This is a genomic window from Psychrobacter sp. HII-4 (genome assembly GCF_904846595.1).
In the GTDB taxonomy this organism is placed as follows: Bacteria; Pseudomonadota; Gammaproteobacteria; order Pseudomonadales; family Moraxellaceae; genus Psychrobacter; species Psychrobacter celer.
In genome coordinates, this window is the sequence record NZ_CAJHBJ010000007.1 from 1 (window position 1) to 24,906 (window position 24,906).

Consider the following 24,906-nt stretch of genomic DNA (forward strand, 5'->3'; position numbering starts at 1 on the left):
TTATGGATTTAAACGCGCTACTGGTATAAATTTTACTTGCGTGCTGCGTTCCCAGAGGCTGCGCAACCTACGTTTAAAAATAGCATCCCAGTAGCGCTATGACATTTTTAGAGTGTATCGACTATAGATACCTAATGCTTTAAACCGTTAAGGTCGGTGTGGGCTTTTCAGCGGTTTTTATGTTCCAAACAGCGATAATCAGCACGATAATCCCACCTATAACCCCCGTGGTCAGTTCAGGATAAATCAGTAGTAACGCGCCGATGGCCAATATGCCACGCGTGAGTGGACTCATAGCGCCCCTAAAATAGCCCTCTAGCGCCGCCCCTAAAGCAATAACGCCTGTTACCGATGTCAATACCACTGTCACGATATCAAGGATAGGCGGCAGCGGAAAGTCTTTTGCCGTGACTGCCAGACCCGTGGGATCTATCATCAGCATCGTCGGACTATAGATGAACATAAATGGCACGATAAATCCGGCCAATGCCAGCTTCAACGACAAAAACCCTGTCTTCATTGGATCACCACCCGATATACCCGCACCAGCAAAGGCTGCCAGACAGACAGGCGGCGTAATATTGGCAAAAATGCCAAAATAAAACACAAACATATGCGCTGATAAAATAGGAATATCAAAACCTGCTAGTGCAGGCGCTGCCATCGTTGCGGTAATGATATACGCAGGAATAGACGGTAGCCCCATGCCGAGTACCATAGAGGCAAGCATGGTCAATATTAGGGTTAAGAATAACGACCCAGCTCCTAATGTCACGATGGATGAGGTCATCACCGTCCCAAAGCTGGTTAAGCTGACAACGCCAATGATCACTCCGACCACCGCACAGGCCGCCATAACCGCCAGCGACTGGCGAGCACCATCTTCTAGTGCACCCAAAATGTCCGAAAACCCCATTCTGGTCTCTTTGCGTAGCATACTAATGGCAACCGTGAAGCCAATGGTATAGGCCGCGGCATAGCCGACGGGTACATTTTCAATCAATAAATAAATCAAAAATACAATCGGTAGTAGCATATGACCGCGCGCTTTTAATACTTCTTTGACGGCGGGCAGGTTTTCTTTGGCGATGCCTTTTAGGTCGCGGCGACCCGCACGAAAATGCACTTGAGCAATAACGCCCAGATAGTAGAGCACTGCCGGCAATAAAGCCGCTAAAGCAATGGTGCTATAAGGTAGCCCTGTGGTCTCCGCCATGATAAAGGCACTGGCTCCCATAATCGGTGGCAATATCTGCCCACCAACTGACGCGCTGGCTTCTACTGCTCCCGAAAAGTCTTTGTGATAGCCGACTTTTTTCATCAACGGAATAGTAAAAGCGCCGGTGCTGACAACGTTCGATAATGCTGAGCCGTTGATACTACCCATAAAGCCGCTTGAGATGACTGCAACCTTGGCAGGGCCGCCTTTTTTATCCCCAGCAATAGCCAATGCCAAATCATTAAACAGCTGACCCATACCAGAGCGCGCCAAAAACGCGCCAAATAAGATGAACAAAAAGATAAACGTCACCGACGCGCCAATCGCCACAGAATACAGACCTTCCGTTTTTAAAAACAACTGACCAAAGATATCGCCCATATCATAAGGACGCGTGAGCAATCGATCAGGCATAAAATCTAGATGGCTGACAAATGGATAAGCCAAAAATATCGATGCCAATATCGGTAGTATCCAACCGGTGATACGGCGACTGCCCTCTAACACACAGATAACGGTAATAATAGAAAATATCACATCGACCGGATTGGCCATGCCGCCGCGCGAGGTCACGATATCTTGATACTCGTATATCAGATAAGCCATGCCAGACAATGATAGCAAGAACCAAATCCAGTCATACCAAGCGACGTGCTTGCGGCTACTTTTTTTACTGGCTGGAAATATCAGAAATATCAGAGCAAAACCAACACCGACGTGTACAGAGCGCTGCAATAGTGCTGGCATTGGGTTGAAGGTGATATACAAGTGAAAGATAGAATATAAAATACAAATTCCAGCGATAAAATACTTAACTGGGCCTTGAGTGATGTGACGGGTGATCGACTCTCGATCATACTTTTCTAATATGGCCTGATTATGAGCTTGCGCGTCAAGCTCGGCATCTACATTGGTAGCAGCATGGGTGCTGGCATGGATGGGCAGATCAGCATGATTGGCTGACATCGTGGTCACATTATCGTGATCCGTCACTTGCGAGTTCATGACAAAAGTCCTTTTGTAATCTGTCAATTAAATGGTACGTCTTGGGCGTAACCGTTACTTCAGAATAATCTGGCGCCCACTCATGAATCAAAAGCCGATGGTCGGCATAATTTAGCTCACCCTTGGTCAATCTAGACACTACCCAATTAAGACTAGGCAGCGTTTCGTTGATTTGATAACCCAAATAGCCAGGTTTTTGTATGGGGGCTAGCGCTTCAGTCGACGGCGTACCTGCACCAAACGCTTCAAAATAAGTGGTGGTCAATAGCAGACCGTCGTCTGTACGCTGATACTGCTCCTCCCACCACTGCTTTTCTACAGAATGGATCCAGCGCAGTTCAAAGTTTGGCTCAGTAAAATAACAGGTGGTGCCATCGACTTGCACTTCGACAACGGGCTGCTGGGATACGCTGGCCCATAGCACAAAAAAAACTAGCGCAGCCATCAGTGCCGCGCTAGTTAATAACCATAGACGTTTACTTGGCTGCTTGCTCGTCATAGTACTTTTTAGCGCCAGGATGGATTGGGGCTACCATACCAGTGTTGGCAGACTCTAAGCTGATATCATTGGCTGCTTGATGCGCGGTTTTTAGGCCGTCCAAATTATCAAACAAAGCCTTAGTCAGCTTATAACCATCGTCTTCAGATAAATCCGAACGCACCAACAACGCATTCATAATCGCGGCCGTCGGTATCGCGGCATCGTTGCCGTAAGTACCCGCTGGTATCTCAAAGGTTTTAAAGTACGGTTTGGTGGCGATGATCTCATTCAGTTTAGCTTGATCGATAGTGACCAGCTGCAAATCTAAGCCCTGCTCTAGCTCCATCAATGACGAGTTTGGTAGACCACTACTAAAGAATGCCGCTTCGATTTTGCCAGCCTTCATGCCATCAGCCGCTTCAGCAAAGCCTAAATAGTCGACGGTGATATCATCATAAGTAATACCAAAGCCTTCTAATAGGGTGCGCGCATTCACCTCTGTGCCTGAACCTTGATCGCCAACCGCGATACGCTTACCACGCAGATCTTCGATATTTTTGATACCAGACTGTTGCGACGTCACGATTTGCACGACATTGGGGTATAACACAGCGATCTGCTGAATATTGTCAATTGGCTGCTCAAAGTTATTTTTGCCATCGACGGCATCGGTGACGACATCGCTCAGCGCCAACACCATATCTACCTTGCCTTGGGTTAATAAATTGACGTTTTCAACTGATGCGCCTGTGGTCTGCGTCTTTGAGTTGACCCCAAAGGTTTTGGCATAAACCTCAGACAACGCTGTACCAATAATATTATAAGGGCCAGATGCGCCGCCTGTGGCGATGGTGACAAACTTTGTGTCCAGCTTATCGTCTGCAGTGGCACTACTTTCTGCCGCTGCATTGTCTGTGTTTTCTGAGCTTGGAGAAGAGCACGCGGTTAGGCCTAAAACAGCACTTAACATCGCTGATAAAAGCAAAGGAGATTTTGAAGAGTTGAGCATGGCATTCATCCTTGAAATTTTTTATACGCTTGTCTAAACGCATAGTCTTTAAAAATAGATACTTTACAGACCTGTAATACTATAGCAATTCTTATGATAAATAAACTGCCTGCACCGACGCAAACAGATACTGCGCAAAATGCTTTCCTATCTTACTGCATTTCTTTTATAGTGGATCAACTATAATTTAGCTGCTTATTCCATATCAGCATTAATGCATGCTCTAGGCGTACTGGCTCCCACAGGATAGAAAAGCAACAAATCGCCCAAGGATATTGACCGCATTTGGCATTATAGTTAGATTGGTTCTATCAGTATATTTTGGCAAAGCGCACAGCACGTTTATCATTCATGAGAAAAGACAAGACTAGGGAAGAAATTGAGCACACATTTATTTATAAGACCGGTCTTATTAGGCATTGGCCTATTGAGCATGATCGGCTGTGCAGCAAATCTGACAGCAGACAATCAAGACAATGCGCTGGCGGTACAAACAGCGACCAGTCAAGCAACCATCTATTACAACGGCAATATCATTACCATGGAGGGCGACCAGCCGCAACTGGCGCAAGCATTGGTCACCCAAAACGGTAAGATTGCTTATGTTGGCAGCTTAAAACACGCGCAAAACAACTATAAAAATGCCGCGACCGTCGATTTGCAACATCAGACGCTGCTGCCAGGATTTATCGATCCGCACAGTCATTTTGGCTTGGTGTCCAACACTATGGGACAGGTGGATCTGAGCGCGCCGCCGATTGGTAAGATAGACAATATCGATAAAATGCTGCGAGCGTTAAAGGCTTATAAAAAAGACAATAATATCGCTGATGGCGAGTGGATATTTGGCTGGGGTTATGATGAGACTCAGCTCACTGAGGATCGCCATCCGACCAAAGAAGAGATTGATAGCGTTTTGCCAAATAACCCAGTGTATTTGCAGCACACCAGCGGTCATATGGGGGTTGCCAACTCCAGTGCGCTGGCTGCTATGGACATCACTGCTGATAGCCAGTCACCTGAAGGCGGTAATATCGCCCGAGTCAAAGGCTCAAACGAGCCAAATGGTCTGCTACAAGAGACGGCGATGTATCCGCTTATGTATCAATTGCTTAAGACGCTTGAGCCCAAGCAAGCACAGTTTTTTGATCAAACCCAAGACTACTACGCCAAGTACGGCGTGACCACAGCGCAAGACGGCTCTACTACCCGTGATGCTATTCAGTTTTTTCAAAAACAAGCCGATGATGGTAAGCTAAAAATCGACTTGGTCTCCTTGGCAGGGGTTAGTGATTTGGACGAAAACTTGGCCGATAAAGACTTTAAATGGCAAACCTATCAAAACGGTTTTAAGGTACAAGGCACCAAAATCATCGCCGACGGCTCCCCGCAAGGCAAGACCGCTTACTTTACTCAGCCTTATCTGACGCCTGTACCAGACTGCGAGAGCGACTGCCGCGGCTTGCCGAGTATCAGCCAAGAGAAGATGAATGAGATGTTTGTCAAAGCCTATAAAAATGACAATCAGTTATTTATTCATAATAATGGTGACGCGGCCACTGATATGATCCTCAAAGCGCACGAATATGCGGTCAAACAAACGGGGCAAGCCGCTGATAAAGACCGCCGTATCGTGCCGATTCATACGCAGTTTGCGCGGCCAGACCAGCTAGCGGCGTTTAAAAAGTACAATATGGTGCCGTCATTTTTTACCAACCACGCTTACTTTTGGGGCGATGTCCATATCAAAAACTTGGGCGAAAAACGCGCCAACTCCTTAAGCCCTCTTGCCACAGTTGATAAAATGGGCATTCCTTATACCAATCACTCCGACGACACTGTCACGCCAGTCGATCCGCTGTTTTCTGTTTGGACAGCGGTCAATCGCACCTCACGTACAGGTCAAGTCATCGGTGCTGATGAACGCATCACGCCGTACCAAGCTCTCAAGGCCATCACCAGCAACGCGGCGTATCAGTATTTTGAAGAAGACACCAAAGGCACACTGACTCCTGGTAAACTCGCGGATTTGGTGATTTTAGATAACAACCCACTGACCATAAAACCAGCCGATATCCGCAATATTAAAGTAGTAAAAACCATCAAAGAAGGCAACACTATTTATCAGCGTCCAGTATAGTTAGCTGAATGTAAAACTGTTATGGATTTAAACGCGCTACTGGTATAAATTTTACTTGCGTGCTGCGTTCCCAGAGGCTGCGCAAAATTCATCCCAGTAGCGCTATGACATTTTTAGAGTGTATCGACTATACAATAGCAGCCAAATGATATGGCCCATCATGCACGATATCAGGCAGCTTATATCGTGCGATTTGCCCTCTATGTTTATGACAATCATGGTTTATGACAATCATGCGCCCCGTATTTTACCGAATCATAGGAGTTTTTTATGAGTAGTAGCACCGATAGCAGTCACGAGCATATTTTGTCCTCAGACAATATCCACCATCTACATCATACGTTTTTTGTGCCAAGCGATACGCAAACCGATATCAAGGCCACTCTACTCGTTGTACACGGTATGGCCGAGCATAGTGGTCGCTATGCAGATTTTGCACAGTTTTTGGCCGATCACGGTATCGCCGTCGCCACTTATGACCATTTAGGCCATGGTAAAACCGTCAAAACCCAAGCGGACTTAGGTTTTTTCGCTGACGAGCATCCTATGCAGTCATTGCTAAAAGACGTCATCGTGATGGCTGATCAGCTACAAGCGCGTCATCCGGAGGTGCCACACTTTGTCATGGGGCACTCAATGGGCTCCTTTATCGTCCGCAATGTCCTCAAACATCATGCTCATCGCTTTGCAGGTGCTATCTTGATGGGCAGTGCAGATGCCAACCCCTTGACCAAAGTGCTGGTACCTGCCAATAAACTCTTGGCAAAAGTCGCCCCAAAAACCCCAAATCCTGTATTTTCCACGGTCATGAATAAAGTCCTCAATAGCAAGCTAAAGAACCGCCAATCAGACTCTGAGTTTGCTTGGTTAAGTCAAAACCCTGAAGCCATCGCAGACTATGAGTCTGATCCATTGACAGGCTTTGATTTTACCAATAACGGCTTTATGACGCTGTTTTGTTTGATGGAAACGGGGCTGAATAAACACTGGGCCGCCACCATTCCCAAGGACTTTCCGATGCTCTTTATCAGCGGCGAGGACGACCCTATCGGCAATATGGGTCGCGGCATTCGTCGCATCGTCACCCGCTTAAACCAGCAAAACTTTAACAACGTCGATATCCAGCTTTATCCAAATATGCGTCATGAGCCGCTCCATGAAAAAGACCATCAAACCGTTTATCAAGATATCCTAGAATGGATAGAAGATAATACTGCGGACGTTTGCTAAAAGCGGTCAAATTAGCGACAATACAGCGAACGTATTTTTTCACCACATTTACGCCCTTATTTTGTTATAAGATTTCTCTTTTATTAACTTTAGGAACCTTTATGTCATTACAGCAAACCATCGAACAAGCCTTTGAAAACCGTAACGAATATAGCCCAAGCACCATGCCGCAAGATGTGCGCGATGCCATCGAGCAAGTGCTTGAGCAACTAGATAACGGCAGCCTGCGCGTAGCAGAAAAAAAGGATGGCGAATGGGTCGTCAATCAGTGGGCCAAAAAAGCAGTACTACTGTCATTTCGTCTAAACGACAACTACGTACAAGCCGCTGGCGACCATGTGCAGTTTTATGACAAAGTACCGACCAAATTTGCTGACTGGACCGAAGCGCAGTTTAAAGAAGCTGGCGTACGTGTCGTGCCACCTGCTATCGCTCGTAAAGGCTCATATGTCGCGGCAGGCGCGGTGCTGATGCCCTCATACGTCAATATCGGCGCTTATGTCGATCAAGGCGCGATGGTTGATACATGGGCGACGGTCGGCTCATGTGCCCAAATCGGCAAAAACGTGCATCTCTCAGGCGGCGTGGGTATCGGCGGCGTGCTTGAGCCGCTACAAGCCAACCCGACCATCATTGAAGACAACTGCTTTATCGGTGCACGCTCTGAGATCGTTGAAGGTGTCATCGTCGAAGAAGGCGCGGTCATCTCCATGGGCGTGTATATCGGTCAATCAACGCGCATTTATGATCGCGAGACAGGCGAAATTCATCGCGGCCGCGTACCCGCAGGCTCTGTCGTCGTACCAGGTAGCTTGCCATCAAAAGACGGCAGCCATAGCCTCTATGCCGCCATCATCGTCAAAAAAGTCGATGCACAGACGCGCGCAAAAACAGCGGTCAATGAGCTGCTACGCTTAGACTAATCTGCTCGCGTATACGTTGGTTTTTATACCAAACCGTTTTTAAAATGAGGACACGCCCTAGTAAAATAGCTTTATATACAGATGCTGGAGCATGGCTTCAGCATCTTTTTTTATATTTTAATTTTTTATGTATTAGCCGCAGCGTAATACCATTGGTTACGTTATAATTCACCGTGATTTTTTGCGCTATCCTCGCATAAAGCGGCCACACCTACGACCTGACTTTTTGCACAAGCTTATCGCCGAGCGCTTTATCAACCTATCGCCTTATCAACGCTCACTTGTCGTTGAAACTATATTGTATTTGAAATCATTATGAACCAGTCGCCGTTACGCACCGCCGCCATCCCTGTCACCGACCCGAGCGCAGGTCTGCGTTTGACAGAGATTTTTTACTCGCTACAAGGTGAGGCGCTGACGTCAGGCCTGCCGACGATATTTGTACGCCTAACGGGTTGTCCGCTGCGCTGCGTATATTGCGATACCGAATATGCTTTTACAGGCGGCGAGCGTCAGTCATTAGATGCCATCATAGCGACGATCAAAACCTATCCGTGCAAGCGGATTTGTCTGACGGGCGGTGAGCCATTGGCTCAGCCCAATGCCATCGAGCTGATGCAACGCCTGCTCAGCGATGGCTATGAGATTTCCCTTGAGACGGCAGGGGCGCTGAGTGTCAAAGACGTACCAGCGGCGGTCAGCAAAGTCATGGATCTCAAAACCCCAAGCTCAGGCGAAGCTGATAAAAACCTTTGGTCAAATCTTGACCACTTAACCCAGCATGATCAGATTAAGTTTGTCATTATGAACCGCACTGACTATGACTGGGCAAAAACCACACTCATTGAGCATCAGCTGGATAAACGCGTCGGCACGGTTTGGTTTTCGCCGATGTTTACTGTTGCAGATGATATCGATGACGCGGTCAGTCCAGAGGTGCCTGTGCTTGCCCGCGAGCTTGCCGAATGGATACTGACCGACGCCCTGCCCGTGCGCTTTCAGCTGCAATTGCACAAAATCATTTGGGCAGATGCCAAAGGTAAATAGTGAAAAGGCAAACAGTAAAAAGGCAAATAACGATAGGCATCGCCTCGGCGTTATCATAAACAGCTAAATAGCTGTATCAAGGGCACAAGAAAAACGGTATAAATCGCTCACACGACACGGAAATAAGAATAAGGGCACAAAGATGATCAAGCTAATACTACTGGGCTTGTTGGCAGGGGCGTTTTTTAGCTCGACATTTATTTTAAATGAGATGATGAGCGCGGCAGGCGGCCACTGGTTTTGGTCGGCGAGTCTGCGCTATGTCTTTATGTGGCTGATAATCACCGGCATCATCTTGTTTCAGCAAGGGATGGGGCGCCTCAAAGCTTTGACAGCGGTCTTTTTTCAGCACTGGGTTTTTTGGTGCCTCACAGGCAGTATTGGCTTTGGGCTGTTTTATGCAGGTATCTGCTATGCCGCCGATCATGTGGCAGGCTGGGTGGTCGCGGCGACCTTTATGTTTACCGTCGTGACCAGCTTATTGGTGCTGATGGTCTTTGGCCAGCGTTTTGATAAAAAATTCATCCTTTATGCCCTTTTAGTGTTTGTTGGCGTGGTGATGGTCAATGTCAGTGAGGGCTTGCACGCCGCTGCACTTGCCGACACTGATATTGCCCATGCCGTCCCTATGGCACAGATGCTGCTCTATGGGGCACTGCCCGCCCTTATTGCCGCCTTTAGCTACCCGATTGGCAATCAGTTGGTCTGGCAAGTCACTCATAACTCCCGCACGCCAGCGTTACCCGCTGACTTGGCAGATCAGTCGCACGCCATATCTGGCATTGCCGACACCCATGACGAGCCACTCATCTCTGAAGCTTATGATCTGCCGCCTACTTTATATGACACTGGTACTAGCACCGCTCTAAATACTCTGCCTGCCGCCGCACCTGCGCCGTCACTACTGCAAACTCTGATCCATCGTATCCCCTCGATTGAGACTACCTTACTACAAAATGCCTTTAACAAAGTTTGGCTAATGACTGTGGGGAGTTTGCCATTTTGGCTGCTTTTGGGCATGATAGTGCGACCCGAGCTGCCCGATAGCACACAAGTGTTCAATACATTGCTGGTGGCTTTGTTGGCCGGGGTGGCGGCTACTACTATATTTTTGTACGCGCGCGGTCAGGCGGTGACCTCAAGCGAAGTGGCTGGCGTCGATGCCACCCAAGCCAGTGAGGTGATTTTTGCCCTTATCGGTGGGATATTATTACTGGGTAACTCGGTACCTTCAGCGATGGGTTTGCTCGGTATTGGTTTGATCATTATCGGGCTGATATTTTTTGCCAAGGATGGCTAAGTCGTATACAGCTGTCTCGTTGATGTTTTTGCTACACGACGAATGCAATAGCCTTTATTGCGCTCAGTCATCTCATTTTGACGGTCACGACTTGGTACTATAACGATGGTTAATGATTTGATTTTCCCTGATATCTTGTTGTACTTACTGGATATGGTAGGGGTGATAGCCTGCGCAATCGCGGGAACCTTGCTGGCGCAGCACAAAGGCTTTGATATTGCAGGCTGTATTTTGGTATCGCTGGTCAATGCCATCGGCGGTGGTACACTACGTGATATGGCGCTTGATCGTCATCCGCTGTTTTGGATGACCGATCTCAATTATGTGATTGTTATCACGCTGACCTCGCTTATTTTACAGATATTTTTTCACCTTTATCATAAGATTGATAATGCGCTAAAGCTCTTTGATGCTATTGGCTTGGCCGCATTTAGTGTCATTGGTTTTAAGGTGGCGCTCACGCAAGATATGTCACCGATCATTGCGATTATGATGGGGGTTTGGACCGCGATTATCGGTGGGCTATTACGTGATATTATCTGTAATGAGATACCGCTTGTGCTACAGCGTGAGATTTATATCACGGCCAGCATCATAGGCTCTACGACCTATCTGCTGCTGCAGTATTTGGGGGTCGATGCTGGCATCAATGAGTTTATTATGCTGTTTGTGATTTTTGCTGTTCGGATGTTGGCACTGAGGTTTGACTGGCATCTGCCATCTATTCGCCTAGTTGATTGACGGTAGATTAACGGCTGTAGTCGATTCTAAATAAAATATAACGGGGAACTGGTATAAATTTTTCTGGCGTGCTGTGCCTACGCCGACAGATGCTGCGTAAAATTCATCCCAGTCCCACTGTATCGTTTTTATACTGAACTCACTATCATTAATATCAGATTGTCAGATTGATTGTAGATAGCCTTTATCCTCTTCTACCGATTCGACCCGCTGCCCCATCATCACCTAATGAGACTTGCGCATGTTGACCATCGCATTAGACCCTGCTGCTCTGATCACCACGTTTGATCCGCGCTCGCTGATATATCTGTTTGATATGATCGGTATCGTCGCTTGTAGCGTCTCAGGTACGATACTGGCCAAGCACAAAAACTTCGATGTCTTTGGTTGTCTGCTGGTGTCTATTGTCACTGCCATCGGTGGCGGTACGGTACGTGATGTCATTTTAGACCGTCATCCGCTGTTTTGGATGGTCGATATGAGCTACTTGACCGTCATTACCTTGTCTTCACTGGTGATGCAGATATTTTTTCATCCAAACTCCAGACGCGTCGATACGTTTCTCAAACTCTCAGACACCATCGGCTTATCAGCCTTTACTCTCATCGGCATCAAAGTCGCAGACAGTATGGGCGCCAACGTGCCAGTGGCGTTACTCCTAGGGGTGATTACCATCGTGGTCGGCGGTATTATCCGCGATATGATCTGCAATGAGATACCACTGGTTTTGCAGCAAGAGATTTATATCACCGCAGCTTTGGCAGGCGGTATTCTCTACTTTGCGCTGCAGAATCTCGGCGTGACGCCTTGGGTGGCTGACGTCTCAGCGATGAGTACGATTTTTACTTTGCGCATGCTGGCGATACGTTATGATTGGCAGTTTCCGACCATAGAATGGCGATATTAATCACACGGCGCTGACACGCGGGTCTCAATGCTAAGCAGTCAAAGCACTGGCGGTAAAAGCGCTTTACGCGCTACGCCGCTGCTACCACTGCCAAGTCTTTGATCATGAGTTGTAAGCTTTGTTTGCCGTTCCACTCGTTGATATCGAGCTCAAACAATACATGCACTTGCTGGGCGCGATAATCCCACGCCGCGCTATCAAAGTTAAAATAAATGGCATCAATCGGATACTGCACGTCGGGATAGCGCAGTGATAGCTTCAAGTGCTTGTCTTTTAAAACCTTAAAGCTTAATACCTCAAACACCCCATCAAATATCGGCGGTACAAAGCCATGCCCCCAGATACTGGCATCTGCCAAATGTTCGGCAAACCATAGGCTAAAGTCGCTGGCCTGCAGTGGCCCATCGGTGATTTTTTGCTCAGCAAACACCTCGTCATCTATCTCTGCCATGACCTCATTGAACGCCGCCACAAACCCGTCAAAGTGACGACGCTTGATCGTCAAGCCAGCCGCCATCGCATGGCCACCAAAGTGGCTGATCAAGTCAGGATAGCGCTCAGCGACCAGCTCAATGGCATCACGAATATGCACGCCTGCAATCGACCGCGCAGAGCCTTTGATCGCATCATCGTCTCCGGTACACGCTTTATCTGCTGGCGCAAAGACAATGCTGGGCAGATAATGCGTTTCTTTTAATCGTCCAGCGACGATACCGATGACGCCTTGGTGCCAATCGTCTTGATACAAAATAATACTGCGCTTATCGGTGCTACTGGCGGTGCCTGCTAGCGTCTGTACGATATTGTCCGCCTGCGCCCGCATCTCGCCTTCTACCTGACGGCGCGTACGGTTTAGCTGTTCTAGCTCTTGCGCCAAACGCTGCGCGGTGTGCCAGTCTTCGGTCAACAAGCACTCAATGCCGATACGCATGTTGTTTATACGCCCAGCAGCGTTGATACGTGGACCTAAGACAAAGCCAAAGTCCTGCGCGTGCAGCTGCTTTGGATCGCGGCCTACTTGCTCGAGGAGCGCCAAGATACCCATACAGCAGCGCCCTTGACGAATGGCAGTTAGCCCATGATGCACCAAGATACGGTTGTTTTTGTCCAGTACGCCAACATCAGCAATCGTGCCAAGCGCCACCAAATCTAAATACTGGCTGACTTGTACAGTGGACTTACCAGCTGTACGGCGTTGTTTTGCCAAGCGGCCCAGCACATAAAACGCCACGCCAACCCCCACCAATGCTTTGCTGGCAAAGTGACAGTCGATCTGATTGGGATTGACCACCGCTTCAGCTGGCGGGGTCGCTTTGGTGGTCAAGTGATGGTCGGTGATAATCACCGTAATGCCGTCGGCTTGCGCGCGTGCAACGCCCTCATGACTGGAGATACCATTATCAACGGTAACAATCAAATCAGGCTGATAAGTCTCAATCCCCAGCTCTACAATCTCAGGCGTCAGCCCATAGCCATATTTAAAGCGATCTGGCACCAAAAAATCCACCACCGCGCCCATCTTAGTGAGCACACGCATCATCAGCGCCGTGCTGGTCGCGCCATCACAATCAAAGTCGCCGACGATCAAAATCCGCTGACCTTTATCAATAGCAGCATCTAACAGATCCACAGCTTTGGTGACACCATGCAGCTGCTCAGCGGGCAGTAGCCCAGAGAGACTGATCTCCAGCTGCTCAGGATTGGTGATGCCGCGACCAGCGTATAGTCGGGCAAGCGTCGGTGACTGGGCGGCAAGAGGCTGCAAGGCGGCGGGCAACTCGTCGATGCGAGTGCTGGTATAACGAGGGGTTAAATTTAGCATGACGGTATTCTACTGGCTTTCATGCAGGGTCACAATGCCAATTTATAGCGGTCAGGTTTATTCTTTACGATTGCTTTTGACTTCTTAAAACACTTGTTTAAAACACTTTGTCAGCCTTTAGCAGATCATACAGTGCTTGCGCTCCATGTCTGCGCACACCTCTGGCTTAGGCTAAATTTACAAAAACGGTGTACAGTGACTGTAATTTTCTGCATTTTGCTACAAAGCGATGATTGTATGCTACCGATAAATCCATAAAATAGATGTCGATCAATATATTTTCACCATGAGTGATATAAAAACCCTATTTTCCATTATCTAAAAAAACGTACAAGGACCTTTTATGAAAACCACACCAGTCGCTGAAAAACTCCCTAACACCATCGATCCCAATCTTGATCTCGATAAAGTCAAACAAGAGTGTCTGGGTTTGGTCAAAAAACGTGCCAGAGTCTCAGCTGGTGTCGCCATCGTACCTGTGCCGTTTTTTGATGTGGCAGTTGATGCAGGCATGTTGACCCAGCTCATCCCTGAGATCAGTGAGCGCTTTGGCTTGATCGAAGACCGTGAGTCAGCGATTGACTTGGAGTCACGCGAAGTGCACTGGAGCGCGATTAGAGACCGTACGGTTGACTTTGCAGGTTTGATGGCGACGCGCGGTCTCGTCAAAAAAACCATTCAAGGTTTTGGTGGTCGTATCGCCGCCAAGCAAGTGACCAAATTTATCCCGTTGGGTGGGCAGTTGGTGGCTGCAACGATGGGCTATACCATTTTTAAGAAAATCGCCACCGATCATATCAACGAATGCTATAAGTTGGCCAAAGACATTCAGCAAAAGCAGCACGGTAAAAACGTCTAATATCGGCGTTACTAAATAAAAGAACTAAATAAAAAAGATGCGCTGCATCAGTTCGTTAGACTGGGATCGACTTATTTCAGTCTTGCTTTGATACTCTGCGCGATCTTAACACGCCAGCGAATACCAAAATAAATGGCCTTCGCTGGTTTTTTTATGTGCTTTTTTAGGGCTATCGTGGCACCATGTTTATCTCTATAACCATACCAAGGAGTATTGTGTGAAAAAACACGGGTCTACAAAAAAAATACTGGCATCTACTGCCTTACTGACTGCGCTTGCCTTGGGCGGCTGCACCACCACAGGCAGCGTCAATAATGACGCTGGCACTGCCATTGGTACCGCCAATGAGATCGGTATGAATGTGTTTCGCGCAGCCATTGACAACCAATGTCGCAGCCAAATCGAAAAACAAAATGCGTGGCGTATCGCTAGCGTTGCCATGACCGAGACGCAGCAAGAAGCCATAAAAAGCAATGTCTGTGGCTGCGTCAGTGAGCAAGCCCCGCAGCAAGTCAGCCTCGTTGAGCTGGGCAACGCGGCCATCGATCCCAGCTACCGCACGCAGCTGGTTACCCGAGTCGTCGCAAAATCACTGCAGAGCTGCTATGCAAGTTTTATGAAATAATCAGACTGTCATGGAATGCGATTTACTCAAGCATACCTCCCATTAGTCAAAATCCTTTATCAGTATAGTTAGCTGAATGTAAAACTGTTATGGATTTAAACGCGCTACTGGTATAAATTTTACTTGCGTGCTGCGTTCCCAGAGGCTGCGCAAAATTCATCCCAGTAGCGCTATGACATTTTTAGAATGTATCGACTATAGATATAACGCCAATAGGCAGGTTAACGATTGCGTCACGCTGTCTATTACGATAGATTATCAGTCAATGGACTTTACTTTTGTATCAGATCAAGGATGAATGATGAAAAGACGTGATTTTATAAAAATAGGCGGTCAAGCGACCGTGGCGGGGACTCTATTGACGCAGCTGAGCGCCTGCTCATCAGACGATGACGAGCGCCCCGTGGTGGCACTAGACGACGTCGATGACTTGGGTTACCAAGGTGCCCAGCCCTTTGTACATGGCGTCGCAAGTGGCGACCCACTACAAGATAGAGTGATACTGTGGACCCGTATCACCAATGATGGCAGTATTGAGGCCACCAGCATCCCTGTCGGCTATAAGGTCGCCACAGACCCTGATCTGACCAATATCGTCGCCCAAGGCCGCGCTATTGCTACCGCCGCCTCTGACTTTACTATCAAAGTCGATCCCACCTCCCTTCAGCCTGATACCACATATTATTATGCTTTTGAAGCCTTGGGCTATCTTTCGCCTACTGGCCGTACCCGTACCATTCCGCCGTCTGATATGGCAGCGAACGAGATAGAGCGTGTGCGCTTGGCAGTGGTGTCTTGCTCTAATTATGGCTATGGTTATTTTAACGGTTATGCCGATATCGCTAAGCAAGCGGATATCTCGGCAGTCCTGCATTTGGGCGATTACATTTACGAGTATCCAGAAGGTTTTTATCGCGACAACGATTTGAAAGACGAGCGACCAATTTTCCCTGAGAATGAAATTATCAGCTTAAAAGATTATCGCCTGCGTTACGCTTGTTATCGTACTGACATTGACCTACAAGAGTGTCATCGTCAGCATCCTTTTATCGCGGTTTGGGACGATCATGAAATCGCTGATAACTCATGGAAAGGAGGCGCACGGTTTCATAACGACAGCAAAGGCAGCTATTTAGAGCGCAAAATGGCGGCTGTCCGTGCGTATCATGAGTGGATGCCCATTCGGGACGATAAGAGCAATGCGCTTGACAGCCAGCTACGTATTTATCGGCGTTTTGAGTTTGGTAAATTGTTTGATTTAAACATGCTCGACACGCGCATCTTTGGCCGTGAAAAGCTTGATGCGGCCGCCAGTCAGGAGCCAGAACGCCAGCTATTGGGGCTTGAGCAAGAAAACTGGCTCTATCTGAATATGTCTGAGAGCAAACGCCGCGGCGCCACATGGCAGATATTGGGTCAGCAAGTGATCTTGTCTCCTTTTAAAGGCGCTTTTGCCAGCAGTTCAGGCGACATCTGGAACGGCTATGCCAGTGCGCGCGATCGCCTATTAGACTATATTGACAATAACGACATCAAAAACACCGTCGTGTTGACAGGGGACTATCACGCCTCTTTTGCCTTTGATGTCGCCAAAAACCCTTTTGATAGCGACAGCTATAATCCATCAACTGGTGCAGGTGCGCTGGCGGTTGAGTTTGTTTGCCCCGCCCTCACCTCACTTGCCTTTACTGAGCCAAATACAGGCCCCGACGTCAACCCGCACCAAAAGTTTAACAACCAAACCGACCACGGCTATATGCTACTAGACATCACCGAGCAGGCGTTTCAATGTGAATGGTACTATACCGATACGCTTACCGTTCGTGATAGTAGCACCCAGTTTGCCAAAGGATTGGTCACACAATCACACGCCCATCATTTAGTTGATGCAGCCCAATCTCGCCCTATCAGCAATGTGGCTGCCCTAGCCGCGGCGGACAAGGCCGTATCCGTCAAAAAGACGACAACAAACCCTGCAGCGATGAGCGAGGCATAAATCTTTAGCGACCACTGAACTATTGAACGACAGTGAGTTCAGTATTTCAGTATAAAAACGAAACAGCGAGACTGGGATGAGTTTTATGCAACATCGAGCGGTGTAGACACAGCACGCCAAAAAAATTTATACCAGTGCCGCCTTGATATAAACAGCAAAAGGGTGCGTTAGCTGGCGCACCCTTTTGCTGTTTGTGGTTTTTCAGCATATCTAGCAATTCTATACTTATAGCGACTTTCAACTCATCTGCTGCATTCGCTTTATCTGCTGCATTCGCTGTTCACTGATGACTACTTATCAGTCGCCGCAGAGCTGCTAGGCAAAGCCGCCGTCGTTGGCAATATTTTACTGCGGCGAAAATACTTGGATGAGCTATCGATGATTTTATCGACTTCTTTGATCAAATCATGAATCACATCATCATAAACACCGTGATGTAACTCGGTCTCAAATGCGGTAAAAGGATGCTTGCGCGCCGCAGAGCTGACCTCTGTCACGCCCTGCTTGCTATAAAAAATATCGACGCGGCCATCACTGTTTAGCACGCAATTTAACTGACCGCCTTCGAGCATCATCTCGACGCGCTCGGGCATAAAAATATAATCATCCACATCAATAAGCTTTTTTTCTACTTCTCGCTTAAAAAACGACTTAATATCAAACATACATCCATCCTTTATTTTTAATAGCTTTTACTGGTGCGTGTCCTTATTTTAAAAATGCTGATATTGCCAATACTATTCTATTGGCATCAACTTTATAGGGATTCAACCATACAATCGCACGCCTGCCCCTGCCGTTATACTTATCTTTATAACGAGCGCTCAATACTGGGTTTGATTTATCGGGTGGCTAGAGCGTGCTTGATTTCTTTATCCTATAAGAGACACGGCTGTTTTTTAAGGCGGGATATGTAAAACTGCGTTTGATGTTGGTAAAAGTGGATGGCTTACTTGGTTCCTTATCACACCCAGCCTTTTTTGCGAAACGACTTTAGCACTTTGATAAATACTGCCATCTCATCAGGCGTGCCCAACGTTACGCGGCTGAACCCCGTGATAGGTGGAAAATCGCGACCGACCTTGATGCCACTGTCTCGCATTCTAGCGATATAGGTTTTTAAATCACCTTTGATTTCATGAAAAATAAAATTGGTCTGGGATGGTAAGTAGCGAAGTTCAAGCTCGTCCAATACTGTTTCAATCATCTGGCGCGACTGATTGGTCGTGCGCAAACTTAACTCTAAAAATTCTGCATCATTTAATGTCGCAATGGCGGCGACCGCACCTGATAAGTTGGTGTTATCCATAGACATAAATGCTTCGACAGCTTCAATAGCTTGCGGGTTAGAAATCGCATAGCCCACTCGCATACCAGCCAAGGCACATAACTTTGAGAAAGTATGAATCACAATAAGGTTGTCTGATAACCCTTGTTTTACCCACTCAACCCCACTCTCAAAGCTTGGATCATTCACGTATTCTAAGTAGGCTTGATCTACTAAAAAGTAGTGGTTGTCTGGTGCGTTACCTATCCATGTTTTAAGCTGGTTCGTTGATGTAATGGTTCCGGTTGGATTATTAGGATTACAAACATATAACAAGCTAATACCGTTAAACTCGTCGGCCGCTTTTTGTAGTCTTTGAAGATCTAAATCATAGTTTTCGGCAGTTAATGGTATCTTAACTACGGATGCCCCAATGGAGTTTGCATACATCTCTGTACAATCAAACGTTGGTACAGGGATTACCATCTGAAACTCTCGGCCCTCCATAAATGCTTTATGTTGCAGCATCTGAATGGTAGCTCGCATATTTTCAGTCGAGCCATTGCCCAATGAGATTTGGTTTTCTGCCACGCCGTGAATACTGGCAACTTTGCTGATGAGTGCAGCACGTACATTATCTGGATAACGAAAGCCTTCACTTAAAGACTCTGTAACGGCTTTTTTGGCAGAATCCGACATGCCTAGCGAGTTTTCGTTCGCATTTAACTCTATCATTTTATTATTTTTCATGATGAACGATACGCCTAACTGTCAGTGGAAAATAAGATCACATTTAATCATTGATCTCATATTAAGTGGCATTTAGTATGATTACAAGTTTTCCAAAAACAAAATATAAGTTATTAATTATATTCGGCAAAATCCCTATTTTTTCAAACATTTAGCAGATTATAAAAAAGGTGAGCTACAAATATGCAGCTCACCTTTTAACAGTTAAATACAAAGAGAGGTTAATGACAATACAAGTAATTTATTAGATCAGATGTGCTTTTAGCTCTAAGACTTTGTCACGTGTTTTTGCGGCTTCCTCAAACTTGAGATCGCGAGACAGCTGCTGCATCTGCTTCTCTAAACGTTTGATTTCTTTGGCGAGCAAATCAGGGCTCCGCAAGATACTGATATCGACATCCGGCAGATTGCTCTTAACTGGAATCGCTTGATTGTCATTGGCATCGAGCTCTTCACCCGTATCAATTTTATCAGTGACACTACGGCGCGCGCCTCTTGGCGTGATGTTATGCTCCACATTAAAGGCGATTTGCTTTTCGCGGCGGCGCTCGGTCTCCTCTATCGCCTTCTCCATACTTGGCGTAATACTATCGGCGTAAAGAATCGCTTTACCGTTTAGGTGGCGAGCAGCGCGGCCAATGGTCTGAATAAGGGAGCGCTCAGAGCGCAAAAAGCCTTCTTTATCAGCATCAAATATCGCCACCAATGACACTTCTGGCATATCGAGCCCTTCACGCAGCAGGTTAATGCCGACGAGTACATCGTGCACACCCGTACGCAGCTCATGAATGATTTGCATACGCTCAACGGTATCGATGTCGGAGTGCAAATAGGCCACCTTGATATCGTATTCTTTGAGATAGCTGGTGAGATCTTCCGCCATGCGTTTGGTCAAGGTGGTAATCAATACGCGCTCATCCAGCTCGCGGCGTTTGGTAATCTCTGAGAGCACATCATCGACCTGGGTCAATACAGGGCGTATCTCAATCTCAGGATCAATCAAGCCTGTTGGTCGCACCACTTGCTCGACGACTTGCTCGCTGTGCTCAAGCTCGTATTGCGCAGGAGTTGCACTAACATAAATGGTCTTGGGCTTGATGCGCTCCCACTCTTCAAACTTCATCGGCCGGTTATTCATCGCGCTTGGCAGGCGAAAGCCGTAATTCACCAAATTTTCTTTGCGTGATCTATCGCCTTTATACATCGCTCCAATCTGCGAGACCGTCACATGCGACTCATCGATAAACAGCAGCGCATCCTCTGGTACATAATCAAACAACGTCGGCGGCGCCTCACCCCAAGGACGACCAGATAGATGCTGCGAGTAGTTTTCGATACCATTACAGTAGCCGAGCTGCTGAATCATCTCTAGATCATACTGCGTGCGCTCTTTGAGGCGCTGCGCTTCAATCAGTTTATTATTATCACGAAAGTACTCAAGACGCGGCTCAAGCTCAGCACGAATAGTCTCGATGGCGGCCTCAAGGCGATTACGCGGTGTCACATAATGCGACTTTGGATAAATAGTAATACGCGGCACGCTGCGCACGGTTTTGCCTGTCAAAGGATCAAACCATGTGATTTTTTCTACCTCATCATCAAACAGATGAATACGAATCGCCAACTGCTCAGACTCCGCAGGATAGATGTCAAGTAGCTCCCCGCGCAAGCGATACGTACCACGGCCAAAATCCAACTCGTTGCGGGTATATTGCATTTCGACCAAACGTTTGATGGTCGCGGTACGATCGATCTTGTCACCGACCACAACGTGCAAGAGCATTTTCAGATAACTCTCCGGATCGCCCAGACCGTAAATACAAGAGACGGATGCGACGATAATAGCATCGCGGCGCTCAAGCAATGCCCGCGTTGCCGACAGACGCATCTGATCAATATGATCATTAATAGCGCTGTCTTTTTCGATAAAGGTATCACTGGCCGCCACATACGCCTCGGGCTGATAATAGTCATAATAGCTGACAAAATACTCAACAGCGTTATTCGGAAAAAAGGCTTTAAACTCGCCATATAACTGCGCCGCCAAAGTTTTATTATGCGCCATGATAATCGTTGGGCGCTGGCACTCGCTAATCACCTTAGCCATCGTATAGGTTTTACCCGAACCCGTCACACCAAGCAGCAGCTGCTCATCCATATCAGCATTGATACCCTTAACGAGCTTTTCAATCGCCTGCGGTTGATCGCCTGCAGGCTCAAAGTCGGTGACCATTTCAAAGGCGCGGCTCGATATTTGCGTCCCTGACGCATTGACACCACTGATCTCAGCTTCGCCTTGCAACTGAGCGGCTAATTGATTTAACTGGCGCGACGAGCGCGGTTCGGGCATACGCATATTAGCTTTCTTCTTTTTTAAGTTTACAATTATGTGGGGGCTTTATGCCTGTTTTTAAAGGTTACTTGCTGGCCTTGATGCTAGTAATTTGTTGTTAATTACAGACCATAATCTCTGACTATCAAAGCTGATATTCAGCTATCAGTGAGTATTGGTAAGAAGCTCGTTAAGATACTTTGTTGAATCACAGGCTGCTGCCCCGCTTAGGTAATCAAAGATTATAATTAAGCTTGTTTTAGCTATTATATTTACAAAGATTTTCATGCTTAACAAAGCCATTACATGACCACCTAATAAAGCCTAACGCTTATGGGTTCCATACCTCTAATAAGCTGTTATTATTGGTATCGAAAGTTGATAAGAAAACGCTGACTAAGAGCTTTAAACTAAGCGTCTAAAAATTTAGTCGGTCATTAGATAACAATTAAATATAATCAAAAATGGAGTAATCTATGAGAGAACGTTATGCAAGTGGTATCAATGATGATACTGCTAAGAAAATGATTGAGCTGTTGAACTCTAATCTAGCCAACTTGATTGATTTGAGTATGGATAGCAAGCAGTGCCATTGGAACCTACAAGGTACTGGATTTATCGGTGTGCATCAGTTATTAGATGAAACTTATGATCGTCTGACAGAAGCTTTTGATACTGTCGCTGAACGTATTGTCATTTTAGGCGGCAAAGCAAATGGCATCTCTAAGCGTGTCGTTGAAGATTCTATTTTAGAAACTTACCCAACTGACATTACTGAAGTTGAGCAACATGTTCGTGAGCTGACCAATCGTTATAAGATTATTGCAGCTTCACTACGTGAAGGTATCGATACGGCTGGTGAGGCAGGCGATGAAGATACTGCAGACTTATTAACCGAAATCAGCCGTATTATCGATAAAGATGCTTGGTTCATCGGTGCTAATGCGCCTAAGAAGTAATATTTTTATCACTCTTATTTGTTGAGTCATAAAATACAAAAAAAATCGCCTAGATGGCGATTTTTTTTGGTTTGATACTTTTTTTGGTTTGTTACTAGGGCGTGTTGAACATTCACAAATAGGCACTGCTGATCGCTAAAATTGTTCCAGACAAGGCGCAAAGCGACGATAATGCAGATGCCTTAGCTAGACTTGCAACGCAGTATGGAGCAATTTTAGCATCAGCCCGCAGGGACAGGACTCTTTTTTGCCGCTTCATTGATAAAAATAGACGCTTAGAGCGACTAAGCTTACTATTTTTACCTTCGAATCGTCTAAAAAATAGTCTCTGTCGGTGCCATGGTTGAATGTTCAACACGCCCTAGGATTATTTAGCTTCGCACTGGATTTGGAGAGCTTTTAGGCGGCGCGATGGTTTTGGCATTAGGCGCAGATAGCGTCAGGATGGCCTCTTGAAATATCTTATTGGCACGAAACTGGCTCTCGATGCTCTCAAAGATCTGCGCTATACTCTCTTCTCTTTGATTGCCTCTGACATCTACAGCCGCTACCATAAATATCTTTTTTGGTCCCACCCATTCTAAATGTAAGTAAGAGACGCTATCGACTCCTTCATGTCTCAAAAGCTCGCTTAATACATAATCATGCATACTATCTGAAACTTTATACCCCACCAAAAAGTCGCGATTACGACTGATCAAAAATATCGCCACTGCCCCTAATAATATACCGACAATAATGGAACCTAACGCATCCCAAAAAGCCTGCCCGGTATAGACGTGCATGCCCATTGCCGCTGCCGCGATAACCAGACCAGTAACCGCCGCTAAGTCCTCAAAAAACACCCCGCGCAAAGTGGGGTTAGAAGTCTCAACCACATAACCAATAGCGCTAACCTCGATAGCCTGACCCTGCTTTTTACTTTGCAAATAAGCTTGCACTAACGAGAAGCCTTCAAGTACAAAAGCCACTGCCAAAATAATAAAAGCGATCGTATAATTGGTCTCAGCTTCTGGTGCATTCCATTCGGTAATACCTGTATAAATAGAGACAATGGAGCCTGCCATAAACACGCCAAAAGCCGCTATCATCGACCACACATAAGCTTCTTTACCATAGCCTAACGGATGACTTTTATCCGCAGGTTTGACGGCTTTTTTCTCAGCGACTAATAAAAAAACACCATTGCCCGTATCCGCCCATGAGTGCGCCGCCTCCGCTACCATAGACGCCGAGCCGGTGATAAAAGCGGCAACGGACTTAGCGATAGCGATCAAAAAGTTAGCGCCAATAGCAATCAAAACCGTAATCACCGAGCTGGACTTTTTATCTTTATTATCAGGATCTGGTTCAGGCTTTTGCGCGTTTGGTTTATGACGCGTCAGCTCTGGACCACCTAAGTGTAATTGCGGGTTGGCAACGGAGGGTTTTAGACTCATAAAAAACTCTATAATATGGGTTAAAAGCTTAAATGCTGAACAAAATTATTATCTATATTATAGAGACTAAAATAAATTAACCGTTATTCTTTTACAGTAGCCCATCCGTTAACTGATGGTAACTTTTGACGATGTTACTTAGATTCTGGGTTACTTAGATTCTGGGTTGATCTGCGTATTTTCAGCTGTGCGGGTCAACTCTCCGACTTCTTTATTGATATCGCAACTAGGACGATGTGCACTTTGCATACGCATCTCTTTTCGCTCTAATGCTGCATCAGCGCGGCATTGTTGGCTCTCGTTTTTGATTTCTAGCGGCGGTACAGGCGTAGGCTTGCCATTATCGTCGATCGCGACCATGGTAAAGTAGCAGCTATTGGTATGGCGGATCGTCCGCGCGCGTACATCTTCAGCTTCGACTCTGATACCGACCTCCATTGAGGTGGTACCGACGTAATTAACACTAGCGGCAAACGTGACGAGCTCGCCGACATAGATAGGCTCACGGAACATCACCTGATCGACCGATAGCGTGACAACGTAGCTACCACTGTAGCGACTGGCACAGGCATAAGCGACCTGATCGAGCATTTTGAGCAAGTCACCACCGTGGACATTACCGATGAAGTTGGCCATGTCTGGGGTCATTAGTATCGACATATAAAGTTCGTGGTTTAAAGGGGCTTTTTTGGCGGTGGAGCTGGTGTTGAACTGCGGCATAATGTTCCTTAAAAGGTTGTACACGTATTTATGTTTTTAGCTTGCTTATCATTTATACCGCAGCTTGCTATATATCACAAACGCCCCTGTGTCATCAGATGGTCTACATTGTGTAAATAAAATATAAATAATAGC

Annotated in this window: 20 protein-coding genes; 11 read left to right on the forward strand and 9 right to left on the reverse strand. The window is 46.7% G+C overall.

What is annotated here, in order from left to right; all coding sequences use genetic code 11:
* Nucleotides 1-139 precede the first annotated feature (139 nt).
* Genes JMX98_RS05410 through JMX98_RS05420 form a run of 3 tightly spaced genes read right to left on the reverse strand, consistent with a single transcriptional unit; the run spans nt 140 to nt 3,714 of the window.
* Nucleotides 140-2,224 (reverse strand): TRAP transporter permease, encoded by a 2,085-nt coding sequence (locus JMX98_RS05410; protein WP_201585158.1) that lies wholly within the window; start codon nt 2,222-2,224, stop codon nt 140-142.
* A complete protein-coding gene (locus JMX98_RS05415) occupies nt 2,196-2,669 on the reverse strand; it encodes a DUF1850 domain-containing protein (protein ID WP_227680043.1) in 474 nt (157 codons plus the stop codon). Before JMX98_RS05415 ends, JMX98_RS05410 begins: the two co-directional genes overlap by 29 nt.
* Nucleotides 2,670-2,700: 31 nt before the next feature.
* The gene (locus JMX98_RS05420; protein ID WP_201585162.1) at nt 2,701-3,714 is read right to left on the reverse strand and encodes a TAXI family TRAP transporter solute-binding subunit; all 1,014 of its coding nucleotides are present in this window, start codon (nt 3,712-3,714) and stop codon (nt 2,701-2,703) included.
* 379 nt (nt 3,715-4,093) lie between these two features.
* Here JMX98_RS05420 and JMX98_RS05425 point away from each other — a divergent pair, with 379 nt between their 5' ends.
* The 7 genes from JMX98_RS05425 (at nt 4,094) to JMX98_RS05455 (ending at nt 12,002) form a co-directional block, all read left to right on the forward strand.
* Nucleotides 4,094-5,854 (forward strand): amidohydrolase, encoded by a 1,761-nt coding sequence (locus JMX98_RS05425; RefSeq protein WP_227680044.1) that lies wholly within the window; start codon nt 4,094-4,096, stop codon nt 5,852-5,854.
* A gap of 270 nt (nt 5,855-6,124) precedes the next feature.
* The gene (locus tag JMX98_RS05430) at nt 6,125-7,084 is read left to right on the forward strand and encodes an alpha/beta fold hydrolase (protein WP_201585164.1); all 960 of its coding nucleotides are present in this window, start codon (nt 6,125-6,127) and stop codon (nt 7,082-7,084) included.
* A 101-nt stretch (nt 7,085-7,185) separates the two neighbouring features.
* Nucleotides 7,186-8,007 (forward strand): 2,3,4,5-tetrahydropyridine-2,6-dicarboxylate N-succinyltransferase, encoded by an 822-nt coding sequence (dapD, locus tag JMX98_RS05435; RefSeq protein ID WP_105245079.1) that lies wholly within the window; start codon nt 7,186-7,188, stop codon nt 8,005-8,007.
* 315 nt (nt 8,008-8,322) lie between these two features.
* Nucleotides 8,323-9,054 (forward strand): 7-carboxy-7-deazaguanine synthase QueE, encoded by a 732-nt coding sequence (queE, locus tag JMX98_RS05440; protein WP_201585166.1) that lies wholly within the window; start codon nt 8,323-8,325, stop codon nt 9,052-9,054.
* A 142-nt stretch (nt 9,055-9,196) separates the two neighbouring features.
* Nucleotides 9,197-10,354 (forward strand): multidrug resistance efflux transporter family protein, encoded by a 1,158-nt coding sequence (locus JMX98_RS05445; protein ID WP_201585168.1) that lies wholly within the window; start codon nt 9,197-9,199, stop codon nt 10,352-10,354.
* A 105-nt stretch (nt 10,355-10,459) separates the two neighbouring features.
* Nucleotides 10,460-11,095 carry a trimeric intracellular cation channel family protein gene (locus tag JMX98_RS05450; RefSeq protein WP_105245076.1) on the forward strand — a complete coding sequence of 212 codons (636 nt, stop codon included), beginning with the start codon at nt 10,460-10,462 and terminating at the stop codon, nt 11,093-11,095.
* 241 nt (nt 11,096-11,336) lie between these two features.
* Nucleotides 11,337-12,002: a trimeric intracellular cation channel family protein gene (locus tag JMX98_RS05455; RefSeq protein ID WP_201585170.1), complete on the forward strand. Its 666-nt coding sequence runs from the start codon at nt 11,337-11,339 to the stop codon at nt 12,000-12,002.
* 70 nt (nt 12,003-12,072) lie between these two features.
* Here the strand turns inward: JMX98_RS05455 and recJ are convergent, their stop codons facing one another.
* Nucleotides 12,073-13,824 carry a single-stranded-DNA-specific exonuclease RecJ gene (gene recJ / locus JMX98_RS05460; protein ID WP_201585172.1) on the reverse strand — a complete coding sequence of 584 codons (1,752 nt, stop codon included), beginning with the start codon at nt 13,822-13,824 and terminating at the stop codon, nt 12,073-12,075.
* 343 nt (nt 13,825-14,167) lie between these two features.
* Between recJ and JMX98_RS05465 the strand changes: the two genes are divergently transcribed.
* The 3 genes from JMX98_RS05465 to JMX98_RS05475 all read left to right on the forward strand — a co-directional run bounded on the left by JMX98_RS05465 (nt 14,168) and on the right by JMX98_RS05475 (nt 17,304).
* Nucleotides 14,168-14,683 (forward strand): hypothetical protein, encoded by a 516-nt coding sequence (locus JMX98_RS05465; protein WP_198335485.1) that lies wholly within the window; start codon nt 14,168-14,170, stop codon nt 14,681-14,683.
* A 217-nt stretch (nt 14,684-14,900) separates the two neighbouring features.
* Nucleotides 14,901-15,308: a hypothetical protein gene (locus tag JMX98_RS05470; protein ID WP_201585174.1), complete on the forward strand. Its 408-nt coding sequence runs from the start codon at nt 14,901-14,903 to the stop codon at nt 15,306-15,308.
* A 301-nt stretch (nt 15,309-15,609) separates the two neighbouring features.
* Nucleotides 15,610-17,304, forward strand: a complete 1,695-nt coding sequence (locus JMX98_RS05475; RefSeq protein WP_201585176.1) for an alkaline phosphatase D family protein — start codon at nt 15,610-15,612, stop codon at nt 17,302-17,304.
* A gap of 290 nt (nt 17,305-17,594) precedes the next feature.
* Here the strand turns inward: JMX98_RS05475 and JMX98_RS05480 are convergent, their stop codons facing one another.
* From JMX98_RS05480 to uvrB, 3 genes are all read right to left on the reverse strand, one after another.
* Nucleotides 17,595-17,969 carry a hypothetical protein gene (locus tag JMX98_RS05480; RefSeq protein WP_075101559.1) on the reverse strand — a complete coding sequence of 125 codons (375 nt, stop codon included), beginning with the start codon at nt 17,967-17,969 and terminating at the stop codon, nt 17,595-17,597.
* A 299-nt stretch (nt 17,970-18,268) separates the two neighbouring features.
* Nucleotides 18,269-19,321: a pyridoxal phosphate-dependent aminotransferase gene (locus JMX98_RS05485; RefSeq protein WP_201585178.1), complete on the reverse strand. Its 1,053-nt coding sequence runs from the start codon at nt 19,319-19,321 to the stop codon at nt 18,269-18,271.
* A 244-nt stretch (nt 19,322-19,565) separates the two neighbouring features.
* Nucleotides 19,566-21,677 carry an excinuclease ABC subunit UvrB gene (gene uvrB / locus JMX98_RS05490; protein ID WP_201585180.1) on the reverse strand — a complete coding sequence of 704 codons (2,112 nt, stop codon included), beginning with the start codon at nt 21,675-21,677 and terminating at the stop codon, nt 19,566-19,568.
* A 452-nt stretch (nt 21,678-22,129) separates the two neighbouring features.
* Between uvrB and dps the strand changes: the two genes are divergently transcribed.
* The gene (gene dps, locus JMX98_RS05495) at nt 22,130-22,612 is read left to right on the forward strand and encodes a DNA starvation/stationary phase protection protein Dps (protein ID WP_201585182.1); all 483 of its coding nucleotides are present in this window, start codon (nt 22,130-22,132) and stop codon (nt 22,610-22,612) included.
* 371 nt (nt 22,613-22,983) lie between these two features.
* On the opposite strand, the gene JMX98_RS05500 is transcribed toward dps, so the two are convergent.
* Together JMX98_RS05500 and JMX98_RS05505 are read right to left on the reverse strand one after the other, a co-directional pair.
* Nucleotides 22,984-24,051: a cation diffusion facilitator family transporter gene (locus JMX98_RS05500; RefSeq protein WP_201585184.1), complete on the reverse strand. Its 1,068-nt coding sequence runs from the start codon at nt 24,049-24,051 to the stop codon at nt 22,984-22,986.
* Between the two features lie 150 nt (nt 24,052-24,201).
* Nucleotides 24,202-24,771, reverse strand: a complete 570-nt coding sequence (locus tag JMX98_RS05505) for an acyl-CoA thioesterase (protein ID WP_201585186.1) — start codon at nt 24,769-24,771, stop codon at nt 24,202-24,204.
* Nucleotides 24,772-24,906 lie beyond the last annotated feature (135 nt).